Origin of the sequence: Halopseudomonas pelagia, from assembly GCF_009497895.1 — a bacterium.
GTDB classification, from domain to species: Bacteria; Pseudomonadota; Gammaproteobacteria; order Pseudomonadales; family Pseudomonadaceae; genus Halopseudomonas; species Halopseudomonas pelagia_A.
The window spans coordinates 12,108-37,454 of sequence record NZ_CP033116.1 but is presented as its reverse complement, the minus strand read 5'-3'; the positions used below and the strand labels follow the sequence as shown (position 1 = coordinate 37,454).

Genomic DNA, 25,347 nt, shown 5'->3' with positions numbered 1-25,347 from the left:
TTCAGACCTCGGGTAACAGGGATTCGCCAGCAAAAAGTTCGCTGATGGTTTCGCGGCGGCGGACCAGGTGACTGTGTTGGCCGTCGACCATGATCTCAGCCGCGCGCGCACGGGTGTTGTAATTCGAGCTCATGACAAAACCGTAGGCCCCGGCGGAGCGTACGGCCAGCAGGTCACCTTCGGCCAGCGCCAGTTCGCGGTCCTTGCCGAGGAAGTCGCCGGTTTCACATACCGGGCCGACGATGTCCCACTGCAAAGGCGCGACATCAGTGCGCGGCGTCACGGCATCAATGCCCATCCACGCACTGTAGAGCGCCGGGCGGATCAGATCGTTCATTGCCGCGTCGATAATCGCGAAGTTCTTGTGCTCGGTGGGCTTGAGCAGATTGACCCTTGTAAGCAATACACCGGCATTGGCGACAATTGACCGGCCGGGCTCGACCAGTACTGTCAGATCGCGGCCTGCCAGGTGCTTGCGCACCTTGCCCAGATAGTCTGCCGGTGTCGGCGGCACTTCATCGCGGTAGGTCACGCCCAGCCCGCCACCCAGATCCAGGTGCTCGATATAAATATCTTCTGCAGCCATCTGGTCAATCAGCGCCAGCAGCCGATCCAGCGCATCGATCAGCGGCGTATCGTCGGTCAGTTGCGAGCCGATATGGCAATCCACGCCGCAAATGCGAATGTTCGGCATCTGCGCGGCGTGGCGGTAAACCTCGGGCGCCTTGGCGATATCGATACCGAACTTGTTCTCTTTCAGCCCGGTGGAAATATACGGGTGCGTCATGGCGTCGACATCCGGATTGACCCGTAGCGATATCGGCGCCTTCAGGTTCATCTCGGCGGCAACCTGTTGCAGCCGCTCCAGCTCGGCGGTGGATTCGACATTGAAGCAATGGATGCCGACTTCCAGCGCGCGGCGCATCTCCTCTGCAGTTTTACCCAGGCCGGAGAAGACGATACGTGATGGCTGGCCGCCGGCGGCGAGCACGCGCTCCAGTTCGCCGACAGAAACGATATCGAAGCCCGCGCCCAACCGTGCCAGCAGATTCAGCACTGCCAGATTGGAGTTGGCCTTGACCGCATAGCAAACCAGGTGAGGCGTGCCGGCCAGGGCCTGATCCCAGGCCAGCCAGGCTTGCTCAATGGCTTTACGCGAGTAAACGAAACAGGGCGTGCCATACTGGTCGGCAATTGCGGACAATGGCAGGGCTTCGGCGTGCAGTTCACCGTTCTGGTAATCAAATGCTGTCATTGGCGCTTTCAGTTTTCCGTTGGTTGCTGGTTCATTTCTTCACGGGTCCCGTCTTCAGGCTGACCGGCAGGCTCTTCGGGCATGTACAGCGGGCCTTTCTGACCACAGCCAGCCAAGACTAGCAAAGCAAAGATCAACGCAGCGGAAAGCTTCATGATGAAATCCTTATTGAAATACGGGCAATATACGGCAGTATACCCAGCCGCCCGGCTTGACGCACCCGACCGGCGTCAGTATCAGACAGAAGAGAAGCATGTATGCATGAACTGAGTGAAGAAGAATTCAACAAGCAGGCCGACCAACTGCAGGATCAGATCGAACATGCGATGGATGCCAGCGGGCTGGATCTGGACATGGAGCAACGCGAAGGCTCGTTGGTATTGATGCTCGCGGAGGGCCCGCGGCTGGTTATCGGGCGCCAGCCCGCCTCGCGTGAAATCTGGCTGGCGGCACCCGACAGCACCCGGCATTTCGGTTATCGGCCTGGCGAAGGCTGGTTGCACGACTGCGATGAAGAGCCCCTGGCGTCGGTGCTCAGCGAGATACTTGAAGATCTGACCGGGGAAGAAATCGACCTCGAACTGGATGCCGAGTAATGATCAGCAGCAATCCTGCCCCAGGTCGCCAACCATCACCCTGTGTGCGCCAGTGTTGTCTGGACGGAGATGAGTGCCTGGGTTGCGGCCGGCTGATGAAAGAAATTCTCGAATGGGCCGCGGCCACAGATATGCGTCAGCAACAGATTATCCTTGCCGCGCGACAACGCCAGGGCAGCCGTCAGGCAGCGCGGATCAAGCCCTGAGACTTTGCACCGCGGCGTTCAATGAGTCCTCAAGCTGTTGCCGGTAACGCAGGTACTGCACCGTCTGCATGCTGCCGGCCGGATCGATAGCGGAAAGATCCAGGTCGGTGATGTAACAGGGATAGTCTTCGTCACTACGGCGTTTCTTCAGAATATGCTGGGCCACTTCCGAATACAGCCGCGTACCATGCTCCAGCTCAGAAAATTCCCGTTGGTCACAAAAAATGCTCACTTGTAACCGCTGGCCTTCATCCGGCTCGGCAATCGCCTGCACCGCATAATAATCGGCTTCCACACCCTGTGCGGGCAGGGCCTGCTGTTCCAGACGCAATGTCCGGCCTTCACTGGCCGGCAATATTGCCGAGAGCTGAATGGGCTCTTCGCGCAGACTGCTCTCCAGGCTCAGGTTCACCTGTTTGCGCAAGCGCACACTGTGCAGAAAGCGCAGCAGCGGCAGCAACAAGGTGCGTTCATCGCGATAGCCCTGGCGGTGACTCCAGACCGAGCCCAGTTCATCCAGCACCGTCACTTCGGCCTGGCGCTGGGGCAGTAATCGGTAAAACACCTGAATGCGCCCGGGCTGCGCCTGTTGCAGTACCAGCGCCAGGTCCTGCCCTTGCAGCGCGTAACGGTCGAGCGTCAGCGGGCTGTAGTCCGCGCGATTATTGCCCAGATAGCGCCCCAGCCGTTCTCGATCGGCGATCTGGGTAATATCGATCTGACTGCCCTTGCGTTCCAGCACCTGATAGCTGTTCTGGACCTGCAGCAGGAAACGCGCTGGCGGGTCGCAGAGCAGCTCTCGCGTGGCGTCGCGGAACAGATGCTCGACGCGCTCGGCGATGGCGGTGGACCGGTTGCGGCAGAAACAGACGACGTTCAGCTCGGGCAGACGCTGGTGCTCATGGCCTTTGTTCAGGTAATCACACAGCGCCTGAATGCACGCCTGGTCACCCTCAAAACGAGTGACCAATATCTCGTTCCAGCTGTTCAGGGTGATCTGATCAATGCTCAGAATCAGGTTGTCGCGCAGGCCGGAATAGCCCAGGGCATCGGTGTGACTGCTGATCAAATGCAGATTTTTCTGGCTGGTGGCGGGCAGCGGATCAAGCCCGGCATTAATCAACAACAGGCTCTGGCACGGCTGGCTCGCGCGGGACAGCGCATCTTCGGTCAGCGCTGGCAGCGGCAGCGGGAAATTGTGCCGGATGGCGCTCAGCAGGTTGCCCAGCTCGAACTCGCTGAGCGCACTGTCACCCGGGTGAACCGCCACGCGGGTGGCCATATCCACCAGGCCGTTGCGGTAGGCCCAGGTCAGCAGTTCGATCAGGTGCCGGCTGCGCTTGAGTGGTGAGTGATCACCCAGCTCTTGCTGTTTCAGTGTGCCGCGGTACAGGCTCCAGTGCGCTTGACGGTCTTCGCCGCCGGGCCGCTGCGCCAGCGTCAGCAGCGGCTCGCTCAAATCCGGGGCAATGCCCGGATTGACCAACTCGATCTTGCCGGCCTTGCGCTCGAATGCGGCATACAGGCGGCGACCTAACAACGACAGGTCGCGGTGATTCACCTGATTGATCACCTTCTGACTGCGGCCGAACTGGGACAGGAAGCGGTAGCTGTGGGTCAGTTCGCTGACCAGCTGCAAACGCTCCTGCGCCACTTCTTTGACCCGCCATAGCTGCCGGTTGTCCATCTGCTGCAGCTGGCGCGTATCCCAGTGCCACTCGCTGACCAGCTTCTCCATCAGGCTGCGTTTCCAGCCCAGTGAGCCGCTGCGGCGGCTCAGTTGCACGTCAGCCTTGATATACAGGCAGCGGCGCACCAGCTCCAGTCGTTCGCGTTCATCACGTTTGAGCAGATAGGCTTCGATGCGGCGGTAAAGCATCACGTAAGGGTCTATTTCGTCGAGGTCCAGGTGGTTGGCATAGACCTGGCGTTTGAACTCCAGGCTAAGGCATTGCACCGCCGGGTGTTCGCTGGCATAGACCTCGGTCAGCAACAGCTTGAGCACTGACTTGTAGGGCGACTCGATGCCTTTGAACAACTGCCAGAGCCCGGCGCCGACATATTCGCCCGCTGGAATACGCGCCATATGCCCGAGGTCCACACTTTCCTGCTGACGAATAAAGCGCCGGTCGATCAGGTGCCGCGTGTAGTTGGGGTAATCCTTCTCCTCGCTGGCAGGCACCAGCCACCAGAGTGGGAAGCGCCCACCGATCAGAATGGCGGTGCGATAAAACTCGTCGAGCAACAGGTAGTGCTGGGTGCTACCGCAATCTTCAATGGATAACGCGTTGCTCCGGTACCCGAGGCTGAAGGTCTCAGGATTGACCAGATGAAAATGCGCCTCGCTGCCCTGGGTCGCGGCCCAATCGGTGATCAATTGGCATTTGCTGGCGAGCTCTTTGATAGCGGGAGCGCTAAGGTCCGGCGCATGACAGACCCAGATATCCAGATCACTCTGGTCCGATTGCGCAATGGTGCCGCCACTGCCCATTAGGTAGAGCGCCTGAATGGCTGGAGTGAAGCCTGCGGGGTGGCGACGGTAGCTGAAACTGCGCGTCAGTGCCTGGGCGCCGAGCAAGGTTTGTGGATCAGGGGTGTAGCCGGGCAGGCCATGCGGCGTTTGGCGCGCGACATAACCTGGCAGCAATGGATGGTTTACATCAAACAGCAGCGGGATCAACTGCAGCACGTTGTATTGGCGCGGGGATAGCGCCTGCAACACGCGCTGCAGGCGACTCTGGTTGATCCCCATAAAGCGTTTGCGCAGGGTGGTCAGCGCCTTGCGGTCGATGCCATCTTCAAGCTGTAACTGAATTTCCCCACGCTGGGCCATAAACGGCTATTTCATCCTCACTCGGCGCGTAATATGGTCAGCAGCGCCTGGCTGTGGGCGGCAGCATCCAGTCCCAGACTGGTCAGGTAACCGCCATCGGGCAAGGTGGTCAGACCGCGCTCATGCAGTCGGCCTGCAGCGGCCACTACGTCTGCAGACGCCTCATGCTGATGGATCTTCAGCCCTTCGAGGGCGCTGGCCAGGTTGAACTGATTCAGCAGGTTGATTTCGGCAATTTCTTCCGGCTTCAGCATAATGGGCAGTTCCTTTTTCGGATATTGTTCTCGCAGTCTAGCGCTAAACCCGGCGCAAAAGCATAGGGTTTCTCGTCTATTTGTCGTAGTGGGCCGGGCATTCATCGAGCTTATGCCACTGGAAATTTTTCCGGCGCAGGGCTACAACAGCGGTACACAAGAATAACCAACCTCGGAGACTCCTTTCATGCTTAAACTTCATGGTTTTGCCGTCAGTAACTATTTCAACATGGTCAAGCTTACGCTGCTTGAGAAGGGCCTGGATTTTGAGGTCAAGGTGGTGCATGGCAGCCAGGATCCTGACTTTCTGGCCATCAGCCCGCGCGGCAAGGTGCCTTGCCTGGAAACCGAGCACGGTTTCATCAATGAAACCAATGTGATTCTGGAATATATCGAGGAGACCCAGGGCGGCAAACGTCTGCTGCCGGAGGACGCCTACCAGCGTGCTATCGTGCGTGCCCTGACCAAGGAGATCGAGCTCTATATCGAGCTGCCGGCGCGCAGTTGCTACATGGAAGTCTTCTTCGGCGGCAAGGTCGATCAGGCGATCAAGGCCAAGGCCAAGGCTGAGCTGCTGGCCGGCGTAGCAACGCTAAAGCGCCATGGCAAGTTTGCGCCCTACGTGGCCGGCAGCGAGATGACCATTGCTGATGTGATGTTCCTTTACAGCTTTGACCTGGCCTGTGCAGTGGCGAAGAAATTGTTCGAGATCGACCTGCTGGCGGACTTCCCGCAAGCCAAGGCGCTGCTGGAGCAGTTAGGCAAGAACGCCAACGTGCAACAGGTCGAAGCGGACAAGAATGCCGAGATGGCGGCGTTTATTGCCGCAGCCAAGGCGGGCAAGAAGTAACACGCGGGGCCCGCGGCTTCGGGCCTTTCTCGGTAGTCTGCGGAAGGTCAGAATGGATTCCCGCCTGCGCGGGAATGACGGCGTGGGGGGGAATAGAGTGGATGGGAACTTGATGTATTGAGCCCCGACCGTTATCACCGCCCCACTTCATCAAGACCGTTTCACTGGCGTGCCCGTCTCAATACGCTCTCACTGTACTCGGGCATTCCCACCTGACTTCGTAATTCCGGCCCACTCTGTGGTTCCGGTTTCACTCCGTCATTCCCGCGCAGGCGGGAATCCAAGCGGTCTATCGGGCGGGCGAGAAATTACCACCCCCGCACCCCGTCATTCCCGCGAAAGCGGGAATCCATTGAAGCTGCCGTGCCAATGCCCAGCCACGCGGACAGCCGAATCGGCTAGATCATGTCGCCGAAGCGATCATCCTTGCGGAACACCAGCGGCTGGCTGAAGCCGGGAACGCGGATCTGCTCCTGAGTGATCTCGATCTGGTGATCGTCGATCATGTTCTGCCCGAAGTTGTAGATGATATCCAACTGCCCTTTCAGTGCGCGCTGGTCATAGGCCTGCGCGGCGCTGCGGGTTTCTTCGCGGCGTGACAGGTAGTCGGCAAAGGCCGCTTCGCCATAGCGCTTGCGCAGCATTCTGTCGACCACCGTGGGTGCCAGCACCACGGCGCTGGCGTTGTTACCGCCGAAGCCTTTGGAGTTGATAAAGCACACTTCCAGCGGGTTGTCCGCGCGGGCAACATCGCGGGTATTGATGCGCAGGTTCTGCTGGAATACGTCATCAGCAACAGCATCGATGGTTTTGATGCCGGGCACAATCTGATACTTGAAAGTGCCCAAAGCTGAGGCCAACTGGTCAGCGCTGGCGCTGGCCAGCGAGTGGCCGACAAAGGCCTTGACCGCCGTCAGTGGCAGCTCATGTATACCGAAGGCCTCGGCGACACGGTCCAGCAGCTCCGACTCGGTTATCCGGTTGGCCGGCGTGCTGGAGCCGTGGGCGTGGATAAAACTGCGCTGCTTGACCGCGTCTTCGCCGAGAATCTGCATGGCGCTGTTGATCGACTTGGACATGGTCAGATAGTTGCCCGGCCCAGGCGCGGAAATAGACTTCTTGAAGCCATCAGCATTGACGAATACATCCGGCACCGCGCCATGTATGTCAGCGCCCAACTGCATGGCCAGCTCGTCATCCATCAGCATAAAGAACTGGCTGGACTCGGCCAGGGTGAAACCGCAGTTCTGGCTGAATGGCCGGCTGGCGCGGCGGAAGTCGACGTCGTCCTTGCCTTCGATGCCGCGCAGGCCTTCTTCGGTGGCCAGCGCGCCCATGGCGCCGTAACCTTCGATGCATTCCTGGGTAATCGGCGCTTCGCCGTTGCCTACCAGCACGACGCGTGCACGGCCGCTGGTGATCATCTCGGTGGCTTTCTGCAGGTTGTACAGGAAGCTGGCGCAGGCGCCGCTGATCGCGCCGGTGGTGCCGACGCTGCCAAGGATATAGGCGTTGATAAAGTCCGCAGGCATGCTGTTCAGGCCCAGCGCCAGTTGCTTGGCGCTGACCCGGTTGCCCTTCAGGCGCGACTGCATCAGCCCGCCAAAACTGTTTTCGTCCAGTTGGCTCATGGCGCTACTGGCGAATACGGCGATCTCGTCTGGTTGTACCCGGTCGACAATGGTTTCCCAGGCGATGCCGGTGGAGCGCAGTGCATCCGTGGCAGCGACTATGGTCATCTGCAGGCCGCGCGGATGGAAGCGCGAAGCATATTGCTCGCCGGGTTCGAAGCCGCTGGGCAGTTGCCCGGCCGATTTGACCGGCAGTGCGCGGTAGCTGTCGACCTTGATATCGCAGCCGTCGTAGACGGTGACCATGACTTCGGTGTCGTTCAGGTTCTCGATCACCCAGTCAGTTGGCAGCGGCTCGGGCAGTTGCTTGGCCAGAGTGATGAAAGAAAAGGGTTTGCCGGCTTCGCCAGTAATGGTCAGGTTTTTCTGCCAGTGGGCTGCGTCCACGTCCAGGTAGCGCTTTTCAATCCGGCGCACCAGAGTGCCGTCGAGAATCTGCTGACCAAAACGCGACTCGATATCTGCCGGGGTCAGTACCTGGCCTTCTTCATCGACATATTGGTCGTTTTCTACCTGCACCAGTTTCATCAGAACGGCCAGGCCGGCCAGGGTTTCCTGGCGCTCGGCGCTGGGCAGGGATTCGATCACGGTGCGGCGAAATCCGTGGTGAAAGGAACTGCGGCCGGCGGCGTTGTAACCACCGAATCCGACAATAACCGGCAAACGCGACATAACGCATGACTCCTGGCAATGCCCAACTGCTCCGCTGGCAGGGTTGCCTAGCTGAGCCTGGGTATGTTCTTCGATTGCTTATGCTGACGAGAACTGTAACTGCTTGGTCACGTTTAGACCATGCCGATTTCAATTTGCGCGGAGCCTGGCATTTAGCCAGCGCCCTGGTTCAACCGCCGGCCTGTTCGAAGATCACATACACCTTGCGGGTGGGCTTGAGCACTTCCCAGCTGCCAACGAAGCCCGCTGGGACCACGAAGCGATCACCGGCCTTGAGCTTACGGCTAGCGCCCTGGCTATCGTGCAGGATGGATTCGCCTTCGAGAATTTCGCAGTATTCATGCTCACTGTAGCTGATGCTCCAATGTCCCGGCTCGCAAGCCCAGACGCCGGTGGAGAACTGGCCACAGGGGCTACTGTAATGATTCTGCACGCTTTGCGCTGGGTCGCCGTCGAGCACCTTGGTTGGGTCGGGGCGGTAGTGCTCTGCCTCGGTGTTGGCGGTGGCGAAGTCGATGATGTCTTTGATCGGCATGTTGGGGCTCTATTGAGATGGCTTTCGCGGCGGGGCCGCCGCTCCCACAGGGCCGCAGCTCCCACTCGAACAAGACCTCTGCCTGGTAGGAGCGGCGGCCCCGCCGCGAACAAGGTAATAATTACTTCATGGTCGGAATGCTGAACTCCGCACCCGAGCGAATACCGGTTGGCCAGCGCGAGGTAATCGCCTTGCGCTTGGTGTAAAAGCGTACGCCGTCCGGGCCGTGCATATGCAGCGGACCAAACAGTGAGCGCTTCCAGCCGCCAAAGCTGTGGAAGGCCATGGGCACCGGAATGGGCACGTTGACGCCGACCATGCCGACCTGAATCTCGTTGCAGAACTGTCGCGCGGCGTCGCCGTCACGGGTAAAAATCGCCGTGCCGTTGCCGTACTCGTGCTCATTGATCAGCTTTACGCCAGTGGCGTAGTCGGGCACGCGGACGATGCACAGCACCGGGCCGAAAATTTCTTCCTGGTAGATGCTCATCTCGGCAGTGACTTTATCGAACAGGCAGCCACCCATAAAGAAACCACCTTCCAGGCCGGGCACGCCAACCTGGCGGCCATCAATCACCAGCTCTGCACCTTCCTTCACGCCCTGGTCGACATAGCCTTTGACCTTGGCCAGATGCGCCGCCGATACCAGCGGACCCATTTCCATGCCGCTGCTCATGCCGTTGCCCATCTTCAGCGATTTGACCTGCGGACTCAGCGCAGCCACCAGCTTGTCAGCGACCTCATCACCTACTGCAACCGCGACGGAAATCGCCATGCACCGCTCGCCGGCGCTACCGTAGGCGGCGCCCATCAGGGCGTTGACGGTCTGGTCCAGGTCGGCATCGGGCATCACCAGCATATGGTTTTTGGCGCCGCCCAGTGCCTGGACGCGCTTGCCGTGGGCGCAGCCGGTGGAGTAAATATATTCGGCGATCGGCGTGGAGCCAACGAAGCTGACGGCCTGCACATCGGGATGCGTCAGCAGGACATCGACCGCTTCCTTGTCGCCATTGACCACGTTGAACACGCCATCGGGCAGACCGGCTTCAGTCAGCAGTTCGGCCAGACGCATGGGCGTGCTGGGGTCTTTTTCCGATGGCTTCATGATAAAGGTGTTGCCGCAGGCGATGGCGATGGGGAACATCCACATGGGTACCATCGCCGGGAAGTTGAACGGTGCGATACCCGCGCAAACGCCTAGCGGCTGATTGACCGACCAGGCATCGACGCCGCCGCCGACCTGCTCGGTATGCTCGCCCTTGAGCAAGTGCGGAATGCCGCAGGCAAATTCGACCACTTCCAGGCCGCGGGTCAGTTCGCCCTTGGCATCTTCGAACACCTTGCCGTGCTCGCGGGTGATCAGCTCGGCCAACTCATCGGCGTGTGCTTCCACCAGCGCCTTGTACTTGAACAGCACGCGCGCGCGATTCAGCGGCGTGGTTTTGGCCCAGTCCGGTTGTGCCGCTTTCGCCACCGCAATCGCCTGCTCTACTTCGCTGACGCTGGCCAGGGAAACCTGGCCGCGCTCTTCGCCGGTGGCGGGTTCGAATACCGGTTGGGTGCGTTCGCTGGCGGCGGTGCGCTTGCCGTTGATGAAGTGAGTCAGTTGCAGGGTCATTGGGTCACCAGTTTCAAATTAACTTCGATTGGGGTTTGTTGCCGCAACGCACGGAGCTAAGCAGGGGCGGTGGCGGATAGCCTGGTCAGGACCGTCGATGGCAGGTCGAAAATTGCTCCTGCATTTTCGACACTTCCGCCTTCCATGGCGGTCGGGTTGCCATCGCCGAGCTACAGGGACGTACTTGCGCGTGTCCTGACCAGGCTGTCCGTTACCGCGCCTCCCACCAGGCGTAGCAGAATCCTGATTTTAATTTTCGCCTACGAATTCAGTTCAGGGAGTCCGACGAATTACATCGCCGAGTATATTGATCATCCGGTCAATATGGCTCTTCTCGACAATCAGCGGTGGCGACATGGCAATGATGTCACCAGTGCAGCGTACCATCAGACCGTCCCAGTAACAGGCCTCGAACACCTCGTACCCACGTGCGCCGGGTTCGCCCTCGCGGCTGGCCAGATGCACGGCACCGACCAGGCCGGTGTTGCGGATGTCGATCACATGATGCATGCCCTTGAGACTGTGCAGACCTTCCTGCCAGTAGATTTCCAGCTCCTGGGCGCGGGTCAGCAGGCCGTCGCGGGCATAGATATCCAGCGTCGCCAGTGCGGCGGCAGCGGCGACCGGGTGGCCGGAATAGGTATAGCCGTGGAAGAATTCGATCAGGCCTTTGGGGCCGTGCATAAACGCCTGTTGAATCTGCTCGCTGACAAACACCGCGCCCATGGGAATGGCGCCATTGGTCAGACCTTTGGCGGTGGTCATGATGTCCGGGGTGACTTCCCAGCGCTGCGAAGCGAAGGGCGCGCCGACGCGGCCGTAACCGGTGATCACCTCATCAAAAATCAGCAGGATGCCGTGCTTGGCAGTGATTTCACGCAGGCGTTTGAGGTAGCCGACCGGCGGAAGAATAACACCGGCAGAGCCGGACATGGGCTCAACAATCACCGCGGCGATATTTTCCGCGCCGTGCAGCGTAACCAGTTTTTCCAGATGTTCAGCCAGTTCCGCGCCGTGCTTTGGCAGGCCACGGGTAAAGGCGTTGCGCTCCAGATCCAGCGTGTGCGGCAGGTGATCGACGCCGGGTAACTGCACGCCAAAGGCTTTGCGGTTGTTGACCATGCCGCCGACGGAAATGCCGCCAAAACCGACACCGTGATAGCCCAGCTCGCGGCCGATCAGACGGGTGCGGGTGCCTTCGCCGCGGGCGCGCTGGTAAGCCAGCGCAATCTTCAGCGCGGTGTCTACCGACTCGGAGCCAGAGTTGGTGAAGAACACGCGATCCAGGCCCTTGGGGGCGATCTCCACGAGGCGCTCGGCAAGCTGGAACGGCAGCGGGTGACCCATCTGAAAGGTGGGGGCGAAATCCATCTTGACGACCTGCTTGCTCACCGCTTCGGCAATCTCCTTGCGCCCGTGCCCGGCATTGCAGCACCACAGACCCGAGGTACCGTCGATGATCTCTCGGCCTTCGACGTCGGTGTAGAACATGCCTTCGGCGCTTTCCAGCATGCGCGGGCGGCTCTTGAACTGACGATTGGCGGTAAATGGCATCCAGAACTCGTCAAGACTTTGGTCCTGTGACTGGGTAGCGGGCTGTTGCATGCTATTCATGGGGCTTTCCTGGCGCTGCTGTAGCGGATGGTTGCGTGGCGAAGACAATGATACCAAAACAAGCGATCGCCCGAGTTTATGTCAAAAATAACAAACGAAAAAGACCGTGTTTCGCATTTAAACGCAATATTTACTGACCTTCTGTCAAATATATTGAATTTAGCGAGTCGGCTGATTACTGTTTGTCAGATCAAAGCCCGTCACTTATGCCATTTATGTCCGTTGAACGGGCGCTCAGGGGTGTGTGCTGCACTTAGGGTTTGGCTCTCAGGGGTAGGATAGACACGAGTATGGATTGGAAAACCTACGGCATTGTGACCACGGCAGTGATCTGCGTCGGACTGGCGCTGGGCATTACCCTGCCGCTGGTATCGTTGCGCCTGGATGAGTGGGGGTATAACGCCTTTGCCATCGGTGTCATGGCGGCTATTCCGGCGGTGGGCATGCTGGTGGGCGCCAAGATCACCGCGCGGCTGGCCGGTTGGCTGGGTACCGAGAATGCCATGCGTCTGGTTATGGTTTGCAGCGCCGTATCGGTGGGGTTGCTGGCGGTGTGGCCAAGTTATGCGTTGTGGCTGGCCCTCAGGCTGGTGCTCGGCGTCTCACTGACGGTGACCTTTGTGCTCGGCGAAAGCTGGATCAATCAACTGATCGAAGATCGTCTGCGTGGTCGCCTGGTGGCAGTCTATGGCAGTGCCTTTGCTCTCAGCCAGTTGTGCGGGCCGCTGCTGCTGGGCGTCATTGGAACGGCTGGCGACATCGGTTTCTGGCTGTCCAGCGGCCTGTTGATTCTGGGCTTCGGGTTGTTACTGCAGGCATCCGGTGCGCCGGTGGTGGATGCTGCCAGTACCTCGGGCAAGGCCTTGATGGGATTCGTGCGCAAGCTGCCGGCAGTAGCCTGGGCGGTGATGTTGTTTGCTGCTTTTGAAGCGATGACGCTGACCTTGTTGCCGGTGTATCTGGTCCGCGAAGGTTTTGATGCGCAGCGTGCACTGCTGATGGTCGGCGCCGTGGTTATCGGTGACGCGGCATTGCAGGTGCCGATTGGCTGGCTGGCGGACAAGCTCTCGCGCACCACCCTGTATAAAGCCTGCGGTGTTGTTCTGCTGGTCTCCAGCCTGGCGATACCAGCACTTCTGCAGAGCGTATTGATCTGGCCGGTATTGGTGCTCTTTGGTGCCAGCGCCGGCGGGTTATATACCTTGTCACTGATCCTGATCGGGCAGCGTTACCGGGACGACGCGCTGGTGCGTGCCAATGCGCATATCGCAATGCTGTGGGGGATTGGCAGTCTGCTTGGGCCGTTATCGACCGGGGCCGCGAGTCAGTGGCTGAGCAGCCATGCATTGCCGTTGCTGATGGCTATTGCCGCCCTGGTATTTATCGTTCTGGCCTGGCAGCGCGGTGCGTTTAGCGACGTTGCCGTCGCCGAGCCGCAAACCGACCGTACGGCTTAGCGAGTCCCAGCGCGGCCAGGACTCTTTCTACGCCAAGCTTAATGGCCTTAGCGCCACTGGTACTGCAGGCCGACGCCAACCAGCCATTGCCGATCCGGTGCCGGTTCGTAGTAGCGGGCTCCCGCGCCGTTGACGATAAGCGAGCCGATGTATTCACGGTCACCCAGATTATCAATCCGCGCGAAAGGTTCGACTTCCCAATTGCCGACTGCATGCGTGTACGCCGCGCGCCAGTTGAATACCGCATAGCCGGAGGCCGCCTCCGCGGTGTTGTCATCGGTGGCGTAGCGCTGGCTTAGGCTCTGGGCCTCCAGTGCGGTAATAAAGCCAGTACCGGGCGGTTGCCAGCTCAACTCAGCAAACAGGCTATGACGCGGTACGCCAGGCAGGGTACGACCGGACAGATCGCTGCCATCGGCGCGCTGGTATTCGTCAAAGCGTGCGTCCAATAGCGTATAGGCCAGATAAGCGCTGATGCCGTGATCAAAGCCCTGCTCTACCGCCAGTTCTATCCCGCGTCGGGTCGAGCGCCCGGCGTTGGCAAAGGTGCCGCGTCCAGTGAGCTGCTGCTCTTCGCCGGCTACAATCTCATCCTTTACCCGACTTTCGAACAGCGCCAGATCAATGCGCGTCTGATCCTGGCGATACTTCATGCCGATTTCGGCATTGCGCGACTTGCTCGGTGTCAGATCAAAGTTCAGACCGCTGCCCTGTGGTTGGTAGGCCAGTTCCTGGAAGGTCGGTGTTTCAAAACCCTGCCCCAATGCGGCATAGAAGCTCATTGCTGGCGTCCATTGGTAGCTTAACCCGAGAGCCGGGTTGGTCTGGCTGTAGCGCACGCTGCCGCTGTCGTCCTGACCATCGATCAGATAGTCATCCTCCGAGTCGAATTCTACTCGGCTATGGCGAACGCCTGCCGTCAGCGTCCAGCGCGGGTCCAGCTGCCAGGTGCTGATCAGATAGGCGTCCTGGCTGTCGACGGCGTTGAACTCATCGCGCTGCTGAGCGCCTTTGCGGCCGGTCTCGTTGACGAATCCCTCACGTTGTTCGCCCTGGTAGTCATAGGTCACACCGGCAGCCAGCTCAACGGGCAGGCCGAATGCCTCGGTATTGCGTTGCCAGCCCAGCTCACCACCGCCAAAATTGCGATCCAGCTCGATCACTCCGCCACCAGAGAACTGGCCCCCGCCCGGGAACGCCAGATACTGCTGCACATAACGTTCGCCGCCATAGATCATGGCGGTCAGCTGATCATCGTTGCTCAGCCGTCGGGTGTAATTCAGTCCCGCCTGGTTATGCCTTACCGTTTTGCGGGTGTTGAAGGTCTGGCTGCCGGCTACCGATTGGCGCCGATCTTCACGCACCTGCTGTGCAGTCAGACCCAGCGGGTCCTGGGTTTCCGGCTGGTCGAGGCTGTTGATCAGCAGGGTCAGACTGGAGGCGTCGTCGATATCCCAGCCCAGACGCAGATTAGCCGTGTCACGCTGGGTTTTGCTGTGGTCGCGATAGCCGTCGGTATCCAGACGCGCGACGTTGGCGTTGATATTCAGGTCGCCATGCTGGCCACCGTAGCGCAGGCGCGAGCGGCGCAGTCCATCGGGGCCAAAGGCAGTGCGATTTTCCAGTGTGGGGTAGAAACTACCTTCCCCAGTAAAGCCCTGAATGATGCCGCCGGAGGCGTTGCCGTAAAGCGTGGTCAGCGGGCCGCGCAGCACTTCGATGCGCTGCATGCTATCCAGATCGAACAGGGCTGGCTGGCCCTGGCCGTCGGGCATGGTGAGTGGAATACCGTCCTGCACCAGGCGCACACCACGTACGCCGAAGGCCGCGCGCGCACCGAAACCGCGGGAGGAGATCTGAAGATCCTGGGCGTAATTCTGCCGGTTAACGGCCACCAGGCCAGGCACCCGTTGCAGCGACTCGGATAGATTTGCGCCCAGATTGGAGGTCTCTAGCTCGTCTGCCGACAGGGTGCTGCGAGCCAATGGCAGGCGCGTGTCGTCCTCCTGCGCCTCACTACCCAGCACTAGTTGCGCGGGCAGGCTGAGCTGGCGTTCCTGGGCGTTGGTGGCAGCGGGAAAGCTCAGGCTGGAAAGAATACCAATGGCGCAAGGTGCAATTTTTTTCATGGAAGTCGCTTGGTTGCTGTTGTAGGAAAACGCTGAGTGTCGGCGATTGATGAAAACCGCAGGCGTTCAGTTATTGCGTTTATCGGGGGAGAGAATACGTTTGAGCGGCGGCAACAGGGTTTCGCTGCCACTGACCGAATCGGTGGCCAGTTGGTCGCGGAAGTTATCCAGTGGCGGGTCGCTTTTATCATCGTGTTCGAATATGGGTGGGCTGAACATATAGGCCACCAGTAAGCGGTTTAATGCCGCTAGGCTATCACGGTGAGTACGTTCGTAGCCGTGGGTAGCGTCGGTGCCGAAACCGATCAGGGCGATACGGGTGTCGGTGCCGGAACGGATCGCGGACTCCGCGTCGCTGTGGTAATAGCGGAACAGGTCCCGGCGCACCGGTATCTCGTCGCGGTGACAAAGGCTCTGCAAATGCCGCGTCAGATGGTAATCGTAGGGGCCGCCAGAATCCTGCATGCACAGGGTGACCGAATGCTCGGTGGTGCTCTGGCCGGCAGCCGAGGGCGCTATATCCACACCAACGAATTCGCTGACATCCCAGGGCAGCACACCCGCCGAGCCGGTGCCGGTTTCTTCGGTGATGGTGAACACCGGGTGGCAGTCCATGGGCAGCAATTCACCGCTGTCGACTACCTGCTTGATGGCACTGAGCAGCGCAGCCGCGCCAGCCTTGTTATCCAGATGCCGGGAATTGATATAGCCGGTATCAGTGAACTCGGGGCAGGGATCAAAGGCGACAAAGTCGCCGAGATGAATGCCCAGGGCTTCGGTTTCGGCGCGGCTGGTGGTGGCTGCATCTACGCGCAACTCGACGGTATCCCAACTGACCGCAAGGTTGTCCACACCTTCATTAAAGGCGTGCCCAGAGGCCATCAATGGCAGCACGCTGCCGCGCAGGCAGCCGTGGTCGCCAAACAGGCTGACCCTGCTGCCTTCGGCAAAGCGGCTGGACCAGTGCCCAATGGGTGCCAGTTCCAGACGGCCGTTGTCCTTGATGCCGCGGACCATCGCGCCGATGGTATCCAGGTGAGCTGCGATGGCGCGGTCGGGGGTGGCCTGCTTGCCTTTGAGGGTGGCGCGAATGGTGCCGCGCCGGGTCAGTTCGTATTCCACGCCCATGGCGTCCAGGTGCTCGGCGACGTAGCGAACGATGCCATCGGTAAAACCGGTGGGACAGGGAATGGCGAGCATTTCCAGCAGTGTGCGCTCGAGAAATTCCATGTTCGGTCCGGGGTAGGTCTCGGTCATGCATTCCTCCGTTTGTGTGCCTGAGCTTCCTGTCGCTGCGCTGCCATCATGATGGCGAGCGAGTGAGTGGAAACAACAGGTCGATAAAGCGTTCCGCGGTGGGTTGCGGTTCGTGGTTGGCAAGCCCTGGGCGCTCGTTCACCTCGATAATCACATAGTCTGGTTGATCCGGCTCGGGAACCATCATATCCAGACCGGCGACGGGTATTTCCAGTGCCTTGGCTGCGTCGATCGCGGCCTGCCGGAGCGTCGGGTCCAGCTTGCGGGTGACATCTACCAGCATGCCGCCAGTGTGCAGGTTGGCGGTGCGCCGCACGAACAATTGCTTTCCATAGGGTAATACATCATCCAGGCTGTAGCCCTGGACTTCAACCGTGCGCCGGGTTTCGTCGTCCATCGGTATACGGCTCTCACCGTAGGTGCTGGCCTGGCGTCGGCGGCTTTGCTTTTCAATCAGCTGGCGCAAGCTTTTTACCCCATCGCCGCATACTTCGGCAGGCCGCCGGATCGCCGCTGCCACTACTTCGTAATTGATTACCAGCACGCGCAAATCCTGGCCTGGGTGATAACTTTCCAGCAGCACTTCGCTGTCGAACTGACGCGCCGCGGCAACAGCGGACTCCAGCGCGCTGGCGTCGCGAATATCCACGGCTACGCCCTGCCCCTGCTCACCGTTGTTCGGTTTGACCACCACAGCGTTGTGCTCTACCAAAAAGGCCGCGTTGACGTCGGCCGTGCCTGCCACCTGAAACCGCGGTGTGCTCAGACCTTCGCGTTGCAGCGTCCGATGGGTCAGCTGCTTGTCCTGGCACAGGGTCATGCTGATGGAACTGGTCAGATCGCTGAGCGATTCCCGGCAGCGAATTCGTCGGCCGCCATGGGTCAGGCTGAACAATCCCGCCGCAGTGTCGTGGACGTTAACTTCAATTCCCCGGCGCCGGGCTTCGCGGGTAATGATGCGGGCGTAGGGATTCAGCTCCTGATCCGAACCCGGGCCGATGAACAACACCTGATTGATGCTGTTCTTGCGCTTGAGGGCAAAGGTGCGCAACTTGCGAAAGCCCAGTTTGCGATACAGCGCCTTGGCCTGTTTGTTGTCATGCAGCACCGAGAGGTCGAGGTAGGAACAACTGCGGCTCATGAAATACTCGACCAGGTGCCGAACCAGCGTCTCGCCCACGCCGAAGCGTTGAGTGCTGCTGTCTACCGCAAGACACCAGAGACTGGAGCCCTGCTCCGGATCATTGAAGGCCTTGTGGTGGTTCAGGCCCATAACGGTGCCGATTACTTCACCGCTTTCTTCGTCCTCTGCCAGCCAGAACACGGGGCCGCCAGCCTCCCTGGGCGTTATCTTGCCCGGGTCCACGCACGCCATATTCTGCAGCTTGTAGAGCCGGTTGATCGCCTCCCAGTCGGCATCGCCGTGCGGGTGTCGCAGATGGAATCCCTGCGGGCTCTGATGTGCTGGCCGGTAGTCGCTAAACCACAGGCGCAGGGTGTCAGACGGGTCAAGGAACAGTTGCTGCGGCGCGAAGGACAGCACCACCTGCGGATCTTCAACATAGAGCACGATATCGCGCTCGCCAGGTGGTTCATCCAGGAGAGTCTCGGCCAGCAAGCGATAATCGGAAAACGTCTGGCCGAACAACAATCTGCCCCAACCGCAATGCACCGCGGCATCGGTGGCCGCTCCGGTGCTGGTGCCCTGCTTGGCATGACTGGCGCGCAGACTTTCGAACGTGGGTGCATTGCCGCGCAGCATGCGTTGTTGATCCGGTGGCGTGGGTCTGGACATGGTCAGTCATTCCTTACAGATTATGCGCATCAAGCCACAGGCCAAGCATCGCCAGCTGCCAGAGTTTGGAGCCGCGCAAAGGTGTGATGTGCGCCTTGGGATCGCTGAGCAGGTTGTCGATGTAACCTGGGTTGAACAGGCCGCGTTCGAGCGCACGCTGACTGGTCAGCGATTCCGTTACCCAATCCAGCGTCGAACCTTCAAGGTACTTCAGCCCCGGCACCGGAAAGTAGCCTTTGGGTCGGTCGATCACCGCAGCGGGAATCACCTTGCGTGAGGCTTCCTTGAGCACATACTTGCCGTCATCCGGCAACTTGAAACGCCCTGGCACTCGGGCTGCCAGCTCCACTACTTCATGGTCAAGGAAGGGTACGCGCGCTTCCAGGCCCCAGGCCATGGTCATGTTATCCACGCGCTTGACTGGGTCATCGACCAGCATCACCTTGGTGTCCAGGCGCAGGGCCTTGTCCAGGCCGCTGCTCGCGCCCGGCTGTGCAAAATGTTCGCGAATAAATTCACCCGCGTAGTCATGCGTGGCCCAGCCTGAACTGACGGTTTGCTGGTATTCAGCAAAGTTGCGATCCATAAACGCCTGCTGATAGGTAGCGACCGGATCGGCTGCTTGATCCACTTGCGGATACCAGTGGTAGCCGGCAAAGATTTCATCCGCGCCCTGACCGCTCTGCACCACCTTGCAATGCTTGCTGACCTCGCGTGATAACAGATAGAAGGCTATGCAATCGTGACTGACCATCGGCTCGTTCATCGCACCGATGGCACTCGGTAATTGGGCGATAATTTCCTGCTCGGGGATCATCAACTGGTGATGCTCGGTGGCGAAGTGCTCGGCGATCAGGTCGGAATACTGAAACTCGTTACCGGCTTCGCCATTCACGTCGGCAAAGCCGATGGAAAAGGTTTGCAGTTTATCCGCACCCGCTTCGCGCAGCAGGCCGACCAACAGGCTGGAATCGACGCCGCCGGACAGCAGCACGCCCACATCCACTGCGGCTAGATTGCGGCGTTTGACTGACATGCGCAGGCTATCGAGCACGCGGTCCTGCCAGTCGTCGAAGCTCAGCGACTGTTCGTCGGCGCGAGCGCCGTACTCCAGATCCCACCAGCGTTGCTGATGGCTGCTACCGTCGCTTTCCACGCGCATCCAGTGGCCCGGCGGCAGCTTTTCGATGCCGTTGACTAGTGTCAGGGGCGGCGGCACGACGGCATGGAACGACAGATAATGATTCAGCGCGACCGGGTTGATGCTGGTATCGACGCCGTCGCCTTGTAGTAGCGCGGTGAGGCTGGAGGCGAAGCGCAGGCGCTGCTCGGTACGATTTAAATACAGCGGCTTGATGCCGAGACGGTCACGGGCGAGAAACAGGCGCTGGGTGTCGCGCTCCCAGATGGCCATGGCAAACATGCCGTTGAGGCGCGGCAACAGCTTTTCGCCCCAGGCATGGTAGCCCTTGAGAATCACCTCGGTATCGCCTCCGGAAAAAAACCGATAACCCATGGCTTCCAGTTCGGCGCGCAATTGCGGGTAGTTGTATATGGCGCCGTTGAATACCAGCGACAGGCCTGCCTCTGCATCCACCATCGGCTGACCGGACGCTTCCGCGAGGTCCATGATCTTGAGTCTGCGATGACCCAGTCCCAGGCCGCCTTGGGCCCAGAGTCCCGACGCATCGGGGCCACGCTGGGCCATGTGCCGGGTAATACGATCCAGCGTTGCCATATCCGCTGGCAAGCCATCAAAACGAAACTCTCCTGCAATTCCGCACATACTGTCGCCCTTGTCAGGGGTGAATGTAGGTGGGCTGATTCGCCCCGTTGCTAGAGTATGGACAGGCAGAAGGGCTTAGAGTTGCGTTTAGTAAAGTTGTGTTTGATAGGGAAGCTGGTGCGTGGGGGTTTGGGCTTGGGCTGCTCGTAGACATCAGCCGGATGGCCCGGCTGATGGTGCTGCTGGCTTTCGATTTAAGCGGAAATCGGAGTGCGCCAGTCATCGGAGCCGGACGTGCCGGATACTTCGTGGGTCCAGACGATCTTGCGATAGGTGAAGAATACATCTTCCAGATGGGTGAAATGAGACTGGGCCGGATCCTGGCAGTTCGGCATGTGCGATTGCACATCAACGATGATCGCGTCCTGCAGTTCGATAGTGAAGTAATGCTCCTGAGTGCCGGTAGAGGAGGTACGGTACCACTCGAGACGACAGCTGCTCAGACGCTCACCGGAAGTCAGGGCGTTGAAGATCAGCGGCGAGGACTTGTCGAACACCTTGGTGATCATCAGCGGTTTGTGCACGCGCTGGCCAGTCGGCTGGCCGGACTGCGGATCGCGCGGAATGATTACCTGGTGATCGAAGGCTTGAACCAGGATCTGATCTTCGTGACCTTCCTGGAAAATGTTGCCGACCGAATCTTCGGTAAAGGTGCCGGAAGTGATCAGACCTTGCTTGGTTCCTTCGATGGACATATACGCGGGTGTTGGCATTAGAGCTCTCCTTGCCTGATGTATTGGACTTGGTGTCCGGGAGCTCTGATTAGTCCAAGAGTTGTGCCAGTTATTTATAAAGCTATTAATAACAGTAAGTTAGGGTGTTAGACGTTGGGATGTGCGGTAATGGTGTGATGCGCGTCTCGTAAAGTTGCGCAACTCCTTGCACAGGCCTGCGCAGCTTATGGCGCACTGCCGATATCACCAGCATCTCAGAGCCGTCACCACGGTTTATGCACAGGGTTATGCACAGCTTGATGCGCCAGGCTTTGCGCACCCCTGGCTTGCAGATGCGGGTGGGCACCTTTGCGCATGAGCACTTTCCCATATCAACCGTTGCTGGCACGTATTTCCGTGAAAGTATTTTGAAGTAAAAATAAAATTGGTGTAATCTCTCGCCCTATTGAAGACTATTTTGCGCTAAGCAGGGGCTCTAAGGTTGTTTGGGCGGCGCTTAGCCAGAACTTCTAGTTACTACTGTAATATTTAGACTGTATGGCAAAATGCGCGCTCATCCGAGAGTGCTGCCGGGAGCTGAACATGTACATGATGCACGATCTTTATTTAGCGTTGCGCCGCCTGCAACGCGCCACCGAAATACATGCCAAGCGTTTGGGTCGGCATAGTGGCCTGACCCCCATCCAGCTGTTGATCATGCACAGCATTCAGGCGATGGGCGAGGGCACTCTGGGCGATCTGGCGAAAAAGGTCAGCGTTTCTCAGGCAACCTTGAGTACCATTATTGATCGGTTGGAAAATCGCGATATGTTGCAGCGCATTCGCAGCAAGAGCGACAAGCGCAAGGTGCATTTGGCCCTGAGCACCAAGGGTCTGGCGGCTATTCAAGCTGAGCCGGCATTGCTGCCCGCTGAGTTTCTTGACCGTTTTGGCAAGCTCGCCGACTGGGAGCAACTGATGATGTTGGCCGGTTTGCAGCGGGTGGCTGGTTTGCTTGAAGCGGATCAACACGGTCCTGCCGAGTTGTTCGAAAGCGAGTCCGCAGCCTGATTTGATAGCCCGGCGTTGCGGCTGCGCTGGCAGATGTTGCCAGCGTATGCCAGCCACCGCCGCAAGGGCATCGCAGCCCTCCCTGCATTAGCTCGCCTTCTCCCTTCGTTTTTTCCATTGGGCTCTTGCCTGAAACCTTTCTGCGCCTTAGCATGTTTGAAATATCAAACATCTATGTGGTAAATGCATTACGCCTGACGGCGGATGCTCTATCGTTGCCAGTGAGGATCTTCCATGGAATTGCACGCTCCCGATCTGTTTCGCCAACAAGCCTTTATTGGCGGTCAGTGGTGTGAGGCCGACAGCGGCGCACGTACCGAGATATTCAATCCGGCCAACGCTGAGCGGCTGGGCAGTGTGCCGAATATGGGCGTGGAAGAAACCGCGCGCGCCATCGAGGCCGCTCGCGCCGCTCAGCCCGCGTGGCGTAAGCGCACTGCCAAAGAGCGAACGGCAGTACTGCGCAAATGGTTCGATTTGATGATGCTGCACCAGGAAGATCTGGCGCGCATCATGACTGCCGAGCAGGGCAAGCCGCTGGCAGAGGCGCGCGGCGAAGTCGCCTATGCCGCTTCCTTTATCGAATGGTTCGCCGAAGAGGCCAAGCGCGTCTACGGCGAAACCATTCCGGGCCACCAGTCGGACAAGCGCATTATCGTGCAGAAAGAGCCGGTAGGCGTGACTGCGGCGATCACTCCGTGGAACTTCCCTGCGGCGATGATTACCCGTAAGGCCGCTCCTGCCTTGGCCGCTGGTTGTGCCATGGTACTCAAGCCCGCACCCCAGACGCCTTTCTCAGCGCTGGCCCTGGCCGCCTTGGCAGAGCAAGCCGGTTTGCCCGCCGGGCTGTTCAGCGTGATTACGGCCGATGTGGATAAATCCATCGCCGTGGGCGGCGAACTGTGTCGCAATCCGATTGTGCGCAAGCTGTCCTTCACCGGCTCCACCGGCGTAGGTATCAAGCTGATGGAACAGTGCGCGCCAACGTTGAAGAAGCTGTCGCTGGAGCTCGGCGGCAACGCGCCCTTTATCGTGTTTGACGACGCCGACCTGGATGCTGCCGTCGAAGGTGCGATGATTTCCAAATACCGTAACGCCGGGCAAACCTGTGTCTGCGCTAACCGCATTTATGTACAGGACGGCGTTTACGATGCCTTCGCGGCCAAGTTGGTTGAAGCGGTGAAAAAACTCAAGGTGGGCGATGGCGCCGCGGCTGATGTGACCACCGGGCCGCTGATCAACGCTGCCGCGGTGACCAAGGTGCAGCAGCATCTTCAGGATGCAACTGACAAAGGCGCCAAGATATTGATTGGCGGCAAGCCGCATGCGTTAGGCGGCTTTTTCTTCGAGCCTACGGTGCTGGCTGATATCGACAGCAGCATGTTGGTGGCCCGCGAAGAAACCTTCGGCCCGCTCGCTCCGCTGTTCCGCTTCAGCGATGAAGAGGATGTGATACGTCAGGCCAACGATACCGAGTTCGGTCTGGCCGCGTATTTCTATGCGCGCGATCTGAGTCGGGCCTTCCGCGTCGCCGAGGCATTGGAGTACGGCATGGTGGGAATCAATACAGGGCTGATCTCTACTGAAGTTGCGCCCTTTGGCGGCATGAAGTCATCCGGCCTGGGCCGCGAAGGTTCCCGGCACGGCATCGATGAGTACGTTGAAATAAAATACCTGTGCCTGGGTGGCATCTGAGCCCTGTTTCAGGGTCAGCACTGATGGAGGTCGATATGAGCAAGACCAATGATTCCTTGATGCAGCGCCGGCATGCCGCGGTCGCCCGTGGCGTTAGCCAGATCCACCCGATATTCGTACAGCGCGCAGAGAACGCCACTGTCTGGGATGTCGAGGGTCGTCAGTATATTGATTTCGCTGGCGGCATCGCCGTACTCAATACCGGCCACCGGCACCCCAAGGTGATGGAGGCGGTCAAACGGCAGATGGAGCAGTTCACCCACACCTGCTTTCAGGTGCTGGCTTACGAGCCCTACGTGGAGCTGTGTGAAAAGCTCAACACGCTGGTGCCCGGCGACTTTGCCAAAAAGACCCTGTTGGTCACCACCGGCTCCGAGGCCTTGGAAAACGCAGTGAAAATCGCCCGCGCAGCGACCGGGCGTGCGGGTGTGATTGCCTTCACTGGCGGCTATCACGGCCGCACGATGATGACGCTGTCAATGAACGGTAAGGTTTCGCCCTATTCCGCGGGGATGGGTCTGATGCCCGGCGGCGTTTACCGGGCGCAGTTCCCTTGCCCCTTGCATGGTGTCAGCGATGACGATGCTATCGCCAGCATTGAGCGCATTTTCAAGAACGATGCCGAGCCGCGGGATATTGCGGCGATCGTGATCGAGCCGGTTCAGGGTGAGGGTGGTTTTTACGTGGCCAGCCAGGCGTTCATGAAGAAACTGCGTGAGCTTTGCGACCTGCACGGCATTGTGCTGGTGGCCGATGAGGTGCAGAGTGGAGCTGGGCGTACCGGTACCTTTTTCGCCATGGAGCAGATGGGTGTCGCGCCGGATCTGACCACCTTTGCCAAATCGATTGCTGGAGGTTTTCCGGTGGCTGGTGTGTGCGGGCGTGCCGAGATGATGGACGCCATCGCGCCCGGCGGGCTGGGCGGTACTTACGCTGGCAACCCGCTGGCTTGCGCCGCCGCGCTGGCGGTGATCGAGGTATTCGAAGAAGAGAATCTGCTGGCGCGCAGCAATACTCTGGGCGAGATGATCATGGGTCGGCTGCGTGACATTGCAGCGCAGGACAAGCGCATTGGAGATGTGCGCGGTCTGGGCGCGATGGTTGCGTGCGAGCTGTTTACTTCCGAGTGCCGGCCGGATGCGGAGCTGGCGGCCAAGGTGGTTGCACTGGCCCGCGACAAGGGGCTGATTCTGTTGTCCTGCGGGCAGTACGGCAACGTGATCCGTATTCTGGTGCCGCTGACCGCCAGCGATATGGAAGTGCAGGCGGGGATGGATATCATCGCTGCCTGCTTTGCCGAACTGGCCGGCAGCTAAGCTCTGAGCGGCAAGCGGCAAGCGGCAAGCGGCAAGCTAAAAGCGGAAGGTCAGCTATCTAGGCTTTTCTTGAAGCTTGAAGCTTGAAGCTTGAAGCTTGCAGCTGCGCTGGCCCCCGCCAGCG

General features: G+C 59.5%; 20 protein-coding genes. 7 read left to right on the top strand and 13 right to left on the bottom strand.

The window, feature by feature from the left end; all coding sequences use genetic code 11:
• Position 1 precedes the first annotated feature (1 nt).
• Positions 2-1,255, bottom strand: a complete 1,254-nt coding sequence (gene lysA / locus EAO82_RS00165; RefSeq protein WP_096346355.1) for a diaminopimelate decarboxylase — start codon at positions 1,253-1,255, stop codon at positions 2-4.
• Positions 1,256-1,263: 8 nt separating this feature from the next.
• Positions 1,264-1,410, bottom strand: coding sequence for an LPS translocon maturation chaperone LptM (lptM, locus tag EAO82_RS00160; protein WP_096346354.1), 147 nt, complete (start codon positions 1,408-1,410; stop codon positions 1,264-1,266).
• Positions 1,411-1,512: 102 nt separating this feature from the next.
• On the opposite strand from lptM, the gene cyaY reads away from it, so the two are divergent.
• Both cyaY and EAO82_RS00150 read left to right on the top strand, forming a co-directional pair.
• Positions 1,513-1,851: an iron donor protein CyaY gene (gene cyaY, locus EAO82_RS00155; protein ID WP_096346353.1), complete on the top strand. Its 339-nt coding sequence runs from the start codon at positions 1,513-1,515 to the stop codon at positions 1,849-1,851.
• Positions 1,851-2,057: a DUF1289 domain-containing protein gene (locus EAO82_RS00150; protein WP_096346352.1), complete on the top strand. Its 207-nt coding sequence runs from the start codon at positions 1,851-1,853 to the stop codon at positions 2,055-2,057. Before cyaY ends, EAO82_RS00150 begins: the two co-directional genes overlap by 1 nt.
• Here EAO82_RS00150 and EAO82_RS00145 read toward each other — a convergent pair.
• Together EAO82_RS00145 and EAO82_RS00140 are read right to left on the bottom strand one after the other, a co-directional pair.
• The gene (locus EAO82_RS00145; protein ID WP_096346351.1) at positions 2,047-4,890 is read right to left on the bottom strand and encodes a class I adenylate cyclase; all 2,844 of its coding nucleotides are present in this window, start codon (positions 4,888-4,890) and stop codon (positions 2,047-2,049) included. The two genes, EAO82_RS00150 and EAO82_RS00145, sit on opposite strands and share 11 nt — an antisense overlap.
• 17 nt (positions 4,891-4,907) lie before the next feature.
• Positions 4,908-5,144, bottom strand: a complete 237-nt coding sequence (locus EAO82_RS00140; protein ID WP_410402928.1) for a TIGR02647 family protein — start codon at positions 5,142-5,144, stop codon at positions 4,908-4,910.
• A gap of 187 nt (positions 5,145-5,331) precedes the next feature.
• Here EAO82_RS00140 and EAO82_RS00135 point away from each other — a divergent pair, with 187 nt between their 5' ends.
• Positions 5,332-5,994: a glutathione S-transferase family protein gene (locus tag EAO82_RS00135; RefSeq protein WP_096346350.1), complete on the top strand. Its 663-nt coding sequence runs from the start codon at positions 5,332-5,334 to the stop codon at positions 5,992-5,994.
• Between the two features lie 398 nt (positions 5,995-6,392).
• On the opposite strand, the gene EAO82_RS00130 is transcribed toward EAO82_RS00135, so the two are convergent.
• The 4 genes from EAO82_RS00130 to EAO82_RS00115 form a co-directional block, all read right to left on the bottom strand.
• Positions 6,393-8,297, bottom strand: a complete 1,905-nt coding sequence (locus EAO82_RS00130) for a beta-ketoacyl synthase (RefSeq protein WP_096346349.1) — start codon at positions 8,295-8,297, stop codon at positions 6,393-6,395.
• Between the two features lie 169 nt (positions 8,298-8,466).
• Complete coding sequence (locus EAO82_RS00125) at positions 8,467-8,832, bottom strand: cupin domain-containing protein (protein ID WP_096346348.1); 366 nt, start codon at positions 8,830-8,832, stop codon at positions 8,467-8,469.
• Positions 8,833-8,953: 121 nt separating this feature from the next.
• The gene (locus tag EAO82_RS00120) at positions 8,954-10,450 is read right to left on the bottom strand and encodes a CoA-acylating methylmalonate-semialdehyde dehydrogenase (RefSeq protein WP_096346347.1); all 1,497 of its coding nucleotides are present in this window, start codon (positions 10,448-10,450) and stop codon (positions 8,954-8,956) included.
• Positions 10,451-10,723: 273 nt separating this feature from the next.
• On the bottom strand, positions 10,724-12,064 hold the full coding sequence (locus EAO82_RS00115) for an aspartate aminotransferase family protein (protein ID WP_410402927.1): 1,341 nt from the start codon (positions 12,062-12,064) through the stop codon (positions 10,724-10,726).
• Between the two features lie 290 nt (positions 12,065-12,354).
• Here EAO82_RS00115 and EAO82_RS00110 point away from each other — a divergent pair, with 290 nt between their 5' ends.
• The gene (locus EAO82_RS00110) at positions 12,355-13,521 is read left to right on the top strand and encodes an MFS transporter (RefSeq protein WP_096346346.1); all 1,167 of its coding nucleotides are present in this window, start codon (positions 12,355-12,357) and stop codon (positions 13,519-13,521) included.
• A gap of 47 nt (positions 13,522-13,568) precedes the next feature.
• On the opposite strand, the gene EAO82_RS00105 is transcribed toward EAO82_RS00110, so the two are convergent.
• The 5 genes from EAO82_RS00105 to EAO82_RS00085 form a co-directional block, all read right to left on the bottom strand.
• Positions 13,569-15,650 carry a TonB-dependent receptor family protein gene (locus tag EAO82_RS00105; protein ID WP_096346345.1) on the bottom strand — a complete coding sequence of 694 codons (2,082 nt, stop codon included), beginning with the start codon at positions 15,648-15,650 and terminating at the stop codon, positions 13,569-13,571.
• A gap of 66 nt (positions 15,651-15,716) precedes the next feature.
• Positions 15,717-16,907: an osmoprotectant NAGGN system M42 family peptidase gene (locus EAO82_RS00100; protein ID WP_096346344.1), complete on the bottom strand. Its 1,191-nt coding sequence runs from the start codon at positions 16,905-16,907 to the stop codon at positions 15,717-15,719.
• Between the two features lie 46 nt (positions 16,908-16,953).
• Entirely contained in the window at positions 16,954-18,702 is a 1,749-nt protein-coding gene (ngg, locus tag EAO82_RS00095) for an N-acetylglutaminylglutamine synthetase (protein WP_096346343.1), read from the bottom strand.
• Positions 18,703-18,715: 13 nt separating this feature from the next.
• Positions 18,716-20,488, bottom strand: a complete 1,773-nt coding sequence (locus EAO82_RS00090; protein WP_096346342.1) for an N-acetylglutaminylglutamine amidotransferase — start codon at positions 20,486-20,488, stop codon at positions 18,716-18,718.
• 194 nt (positions 20,489-20,682) lie between these two features.
• On the bottom strand, positions 20,683-21,201 hold the full coding sequence (locus EAO82_RS00085; RefSeq protein WP_096346341.1) for an Hcp family type VI secretion system effector: 519 nt from the start codon (positions 21,199-21,201) through the stop codon (positions 20,683-20,685).
• 543 nt (positions 21,202-21,744) lie between these two features.
• On the opposite strand from EAO82_RS00085, the gene EAO82_RS00080 reads away from it, so the two are divergent.
• From EAO82_RS00080 to gabT, 3 genes are all read left to right on the top strand, one after another.
• Positions 21,745-22,212: a MarR family winged helix-turn-helix transcriptional regulator gene (locus tag EAO82_RS00080; RefSeq protein ID WP_174958645.1), complete on the top strand. Its 468-nt coding sequence runs from the start codon at positions 21,745-21,747 to the stop codon at positions 22,210-22,212.
• A gap of 234 nt (positions 22,213-22,446) precedes the next feature.
• A complete protein-coding gene (gene gabD, locus EAO82_RS00075) occupies positions 22,447-23,907 on the top strand; it encodes an NADP-dependent succinate-semialdehyde dehydrogenase (RefSeq protein ID WP_096346339.1) in 1,461 nt (486 codons plus the stop codon).
• A gap of 35 nt (positions 23,908-23,942) precedes the next feature.
• Positions 23,943-25,223 (top strand): 4-aminobutyrate--2-oxoglutarate transaminase, encoded by a 1,281-nt coding sequence (gene gabT / locus EAO82_RS00070; RefSeq protein WP_096346338.1) that lies wholly within the window; start codon positions 23,943-23,945, stop codon positions 25,221-25,223.
• Positions 25,224-25,347: the final 124 nt, after the last annotated feature.